5 protein-coding genes are annotated in these 5,581 nt (G+C 58.7%); 2 read left to right on the top strand and 3 right to left on the bottom strand.

The window, feature by feature from the left end; translation table 11 throughout:
* The coding region (locus tag AC3AYF_RS17625; protein WP_487780102.1) for an NAD(P)H-dependent oxidoreductase at positions 1-683 on the bottom strand (683 nt) is incomplete at its 3' end.
* A gap of 638 nt (positions 684-1,321) precedes the next feature.
* Here AC3AYF_RS17625 and AC3AYF_RS17620 point away from each other — a divergent pair.
* The gene (locus AC3AYF_RS17620; protein ID WP_295040994.1) at positions 1,322-2,236 is read left to right on the top strand and encodes a LysR family transcriptional regulator; all 915 of its coding nucleotides are present in this window, start codon (positions 1,322-1,324) and stop codon (positions 2,234-2,236) included.
* A gap of 636 nt (positions 2,237-2,872) precedes the next feature.
* Here the strand turns inward: AC3AYF_RS17620 and AC3AYF_RS17615 are convergent.
* On the bottom strand, positions 2,873-3,682 hold the full coding sequence (locus tag AC3AYF_RS17615) for a sulfite exporter TauE/SafE family protein (protein WP_295040993.1): 810 nt from the start codon (positions 3,680-3,682) through the stop codon (positions 2,873-2,875).
* A gap of 106 nt (positions 3,683-3,788) precedes the next feature.
* On the opposite strand from AC3AYF_RS17615, the gene AC3AYF_RS17610 reads away from it, so the two are divergent.
* A complete protein-coding gene (locus tag AC3AYF_RS17610; protein WP_295040990.1) occupies positions 3,789-4,589 on the top strand; it encodes an AraC family transcriptional regulator in 801 nt (266 codons plus the stop codon).
* A gap of 309 nt (positions 4,590-4,898) precedes the next feature.
* Here the strand turns inward: AC3AYF_RS17610 and AC3AYF_RS17605 are convergent.
* Positions 4,899-5,581, bottom strand: a 683-nt coding sequence (locus tag AC3AYF_RS17605; RefSeq protein WP_487780101.1) for an Lrp/AsnC family transcriptional regulator, incomplete at its 5' end; no start/stop codon positions are given.

Raw genomic sequence — 5,581 nt, 5'->3', positions numbered from 1 at the left:
CGGAAGGGAATCGGCGCGTCGGTGAATAGCCCGGCGAGACGCACACGCCATGCTTCCTTGATCGCCTCCACTTCCTCCGCCGTGGAAACGTGAGCCGCGCGATAGACCGCATGCGTCGGGAGCACGTCCATGCCGGGGTAGAACAGCGCGCCATGAGTCAGCGGGAACAGCAGTTGCTCGATCGGCCCGTTGATACCCCGCGGACCATAGTCGGCCGCTGGGCCGCCGGCCTGCACGTTGACCAGCGCTCGCTTGCCCTTGAGGATGCCCTCGCCAAAGCGGAACTGGTTGGAGCCATTCTGATAGCCGTAGGCAAAACCGAAGGCATAGACCCGCTCTATCCAGCCCTTGAGGATCGCGGGCACGCCGTACCACCACAACGGGAATTGCAGGACCACAGCGTCGGCCTCGAGCAGCTTCTGCTGCTCGGCGATCACGTCGGGCGTCTGATGGCCGCTTGCATAAGCATGGCCTGACTCCATGATGAACGACAGCCGTTCAGCGTTGTCGCGCATCGGAAAGTCATCGGCGTCGTACACCGCCTTCCACTTCATGCCGTAGAGGTCCGAATGGACCACGGTGTGCCCCGCTGCCGACAGCGTCTCAGCGGTCACGTCGACCAGCTGCCGTGTCAGTGAAGTGGGCTCGGGGTGCGCGTAAACGATGAGAATATTTTTTTTCACGAGATTGTCTCCGCAGCGTTGAGAGCTGTGTCCGCTTGATTGATGTTCCCGATCGGTATCAATTGCTCGCTAGGACTCGCACGTTGGTGATACAGACGTTTTCATAGGATCTGCGTGCACGCGCGGGCGCGCTCGGCACGATGATGCCGACATCGATTTCGATACTTACTCTGTTGATGGCGCGGCGAGGCTTGTCGATCACCAGCGGAATGCTTGTTTCGTCGCAGCAGTTCGCGCCAAAGCGCGCGCTGAGCTAGTCGGGATGGGATGCTGACTAAGATCACTCGATGCCTCCGGCTCGGGGTTGGATGCCCGGCTGCCCTCAATATGAGCATTCGAGTAATATTTCTGAAATCGATTTTCTTAACATGTGGTATCCAGATAGCGGATACCTAGTCGCTGATCGCCACGTTGGCAGCACTTGCACGCGAGTGTTCGATTGGCCAGTCGGCGTTGCACGGCCCCGTAAGCTCCAGTTTGGCGGCTATCTACCAATCGTGAGACCAGCCGCGATCGCGTTCGCGCCAGGAGTCCGACGCCAACACAAACAGCTTCCCCTCAGCCGGCCAAGCCGTTGATGGGCAGCGCCGCGATTATCATATATAGAGTTGATTAAATGGCGACCAGGAATAGACAGAGTGAATAACAGTCGCATCGACCTCAATCTCTTGGCGACGCTCGAAGTACTGCTCGCCGAACAAAACGTAACGAAAGCGGCAGATCAACTGAACCTCAGTCAGCCGGCGGTAAGCGCGCAACTCGCGCGGCTTCGGGATTTGTTTGACGACCCGCTTCTGCTCCCGACTCGTCGAGGCATGATCCCGACCGCCAAGGCAATCGAACTTGCACCGCAACTGAGAGACGCGCTGGATCACGTGCGCAACGCGCTACATTCTCATCAGGACTTCGATCCCGGCACGGCGAAGCTGACCATATCAATCGGCTGTTCAGACTATATCCAGGCCACAGTGGTGATGCCGCTGGTCTTGGCTCTCCGGCAGATAGCGCCGGGAGTACGGGTGGCCGTTCGGAACCTGATGCCCGAGCTGGTGGAGCAGCAACTGGGGAACAAGGACGTCGACCTTGTCATCGCCCTTCCCAGGCCACCGGCTCCCCACCTGCGGACAAGTCACCTATTCGACGAAAGTTATGTCCTCATAGGAAGGCGCGATCACCCTCGGCTGAAGGCGGATATGACGATAGACGAATATGTCGAACTGGAACACGTCGTGGTGTCACCGCGGGGCGGCGATTTCGAAACGCCAGTGGACAGTGCTTTGGCGACACTTGGTTACCGACGCAACGTCGTCGTGTCAGCGGCCTCCTTTTTGCTCTTACCGGAGATCGTCTTAGATAGTGATCTGGTTGCGCTCGTGCCGCGGCGCCTGTTTCTCAGGCAGTCGGAGAAATTCATGAGGGTCAACCTGCCCTGGCTGGGGGAACAATTCAAAATCAATCTGATCTGGCACGAGAGATGTCATAGGCATGCGGGCCACCACTGGGTCCGCAACTTCATCGGACATCTGGTTGGGGACCAAAATATCTGCGCATAACGCGCCACGATATCCTCCAACCCTCGCCCGCCCGTTAGATCCAACGCCGAGCTGTGCGCCGCCTTGCGCACCACCGCCATTGCTGCCTCCAGCTCCCGCGCGTTGGCCTCAAAACGTTGCTAGTGCAACGTCCAACCTGGGTGAGATGTTCTCGCAGGACACGCGTTGCCTATTGGCGGAAGCGAGTTCCAGCCTGTGATTTAACGCGGTAACCGACCGAAATGATCACATCAGATTGTAGTGCTCGATGGCCCGCGTGACCTGATGAGCCCCCTCCTGGCGAACTATCCGGAAATTCCGGATAGTTGATTCCCGCTCCAGCTCACTCTCATCAAAGACGTTCAGAACGTGCTCATTGATCGTGCGAACATCTTTATTAGACAGTTCGGACATCTACCGCTGCGTCAGCCAGACGGTCTCGCGACCATCATCCAGACGCACGTCGACCGCCTTCTCGGCATCTTCGTAGATCAGAATTTGTGGTTGTTCGCTCATGTTGGCTTGATCCAGATGCGTTGGCGTCTAAGGACCATATCACGCACTCTTTGGGGAATCCGCCGCCAGAGACCAGGATCACCACGTTCCAGTCGCCTTTTGTGGAGCCAGCGTCAAGCGGGGAGAAATCGTTGGCGAGACTCAGCGCATGACGACCATCACCGCCAGAACGCCAGTCAGCAGCAGCAGGTAGACCCCGGCATGAATGCGATCGAGAATGCGCCCGATCCATCGCGACGCCAGGCGGATGCCGAGCCAAGACCCCACCGCCAGCGCCAGCAAGGCGCGCAGATCCACGTACCCCGCATACCAGGCGCCCAGCGGGGTATCGCCGGTCGACAGCAACACATAGGTCGCGGTGCCACTGATCGCCATCGGCAACGACAACGGATTGGCCATTGCCGTGGCAGCCGTCATGCTGGTCCCTCTGCGGCGCATCAGCGGTACGGTCATCACGCTCCCGCCAACCCCCAGAAAGGCCGCAACGATACCGATGAACAAGCCTGTCATCGCCGTCACCAGACGGCCCATGGGACGCACCTCTCCACTCGCCTGGTGCAGAAAACCGGGCCGCAGGGTGGCATCCGCAATCGTGATCGCCAGATAGCCGATGAACATCCAGCGCACCCACTCTCCACTTACCGACACCGCCGCTGCCGCCCCTAACACGGCACCGATGGCGATATAGCCCACCAGCGGACGCACCAGACGCCATTGCACGGTCCGTCGCCGGTGGTGACGCCATGTCGATAGAGAGGCAGCGAAGATCATCAGCGCGGTCGAAGTGGCCACCGCGATATGCATGGCCGCCTGGCCAGCCACGCTATCCGCCCCATGGACAGCAATCAGCAAGGTAACCATCAAGGGAACGACGACGAAGCCGCCACCGAAACCGAACAGCACGGTCGTCACGCCGGCCAGCCCGCCGCAGAGAAGCAATACGCTATACACCGGAACACTCCCGAGAAATCCAACGACAGGAACGATATTCCGATGAGGGGTGGCCGACATTCGCCCGTTGGCCAATAATCGTCGTGTTTCGGCCAGATTGACGACGATGCGCAATATCCCGCTGGCGGACGTGGATCATGTCGCCCGGCCCGTCGTGGCCATCGGCACCGACTACAGTCCCGGCACCCTGCTCGACTTTCATACCCATCGCCGCGCCCAGTTTCTCTATGGCATGACAGGGTTGATGGAAGTCGACACCGATGACGGCACCTGGGTGGTACCGCCCTACAGCGGTGTCTGGTTGCCGGCGGGCAAGCGGCACCGGGTGCGGATGAACGGCGTCAGCACTCGCAGCCTGTATATCGAGCCCGTTGCGGCGCCACGCCCCTCCCCCGGTTGCGAAGTGCTGGTCGTGTCGCCGCTGCTTCATCACCTGCTGCTGGCCTCCGCCAACCTGCCCGCGCTCTATGACGAGAGCGGTCGCGATGGCGCCCTCGCCCAACTCATGCTGCACGAGCTGCAACTGGCGCCATCGCTGCCGCTCTTTGCGCCTTTGCCCCGGAAGCCCGAACTGGCCAGCCTCTGCAGGGACTTCCTCGCCCAGCCGCATATTCGTAGCCTGCCCGAGGAGTGGGCGAATCAACTGCACCGCAGCCAACGCACCTTCAATCGCTTGTTCCGCCAGCAGACCGGCCTGTCGTTCGCCGTATGGCGTCAGCAGGCCTGCCTGATGGCTGCCGTTCCCAGACTGCTCTCCGGCAGCTCCGTTACCCGAACCGCGCTGGAACTCGGTTACGACAGCCCCGGCGCCTTCTCCAGCATGTTTCGCAAGGTGCTCGGTCAATCCCCGACCGCCTTTGTCCGCGCGGCTACTCGTCAGGAGGAGGAGATGACCGGCGGTAGTTGATGCGGGGGCAGCCCTACAAACCTGGTTGGCCCGTTTACGATGTCCCCAAAGCCGGGCCGCATTGCGAACCAGCGCCATCATGGCTTTTACCATGTGTACATTCGACATGAACTGGCGCGCGGCCCACGCCATTTAGGAGAGAATACGCTCACGTTTTTGGCAATCATCCTGCTAAAGATGATTCGCGAATCGTGACCGAACCTACGCTTTTATCTGAGGCATCATCCGATCAATAACAGTACGACAGCAGATCAAATTAATCTTGCTCATGATTCCTGCCCCCTTCCATAACGCTTTGGAGAAGTTGGCCTAACCTGGCGATGGACCTCTTTCCAAGAATGTTGAGAGTGCAATGTAGCTGCGGACAGACCTGACACCTTCGAGGCTTTGAATCTCCATCAGGAAATCCTCAAGAGACTCGGTGTTAGCCGCGCGCACTTTGATTAGCACACAGCCATCTCCTGCGACGGTATGCAGCTCTTCTACCTCGTGTCTTTCGGCAAAGGTCAGTAGTTTACGCGTCGCGCTGTAGCTACTGGTATCGACCAGCAGAAAGGTCAGAAGCGTTCGTCCAAGCTTGCAGCCATCAAGAATCGCGATGGTGCCCTTGATGACCCCATCGCGCTTGAGCCTTTTTACCCGCTCATGCACAGCGGGGGCGGATAAGTTCACCATCTTGCTGAGTTCGGCGTAGCTGCGCGACGCATCTTCAGCGAGTGCGCCTAATATTTTTCGGTCGATGGAATCAAGTTCGGCCGGATGATGCCTTATCTGCCGAATAGCATCTGTTTCTTTATCTGATGGCGCCATTTTCGATTTACCTCCGAATAGCATTACCAATAAAATTAAAAAAACCGAATCACATTCTGAGAAGCATATCATATACGGAGATACTATCATGCCAATAGCACTTTTCGCGCTGGCGATTGGCGCATTCGGTATCGGAATGACTGAATTCGTTGTCGCTGGCATCCTCCCCCAGATTGCCAGGG

The sequence above is a fragment of the Salinicola sp. genome (assembly GCF_982684285.1).
Note: the sequence above shows the minus strand (reverse complement) of the source record. Positions and strands in the feature narration are given on the sequence as shown.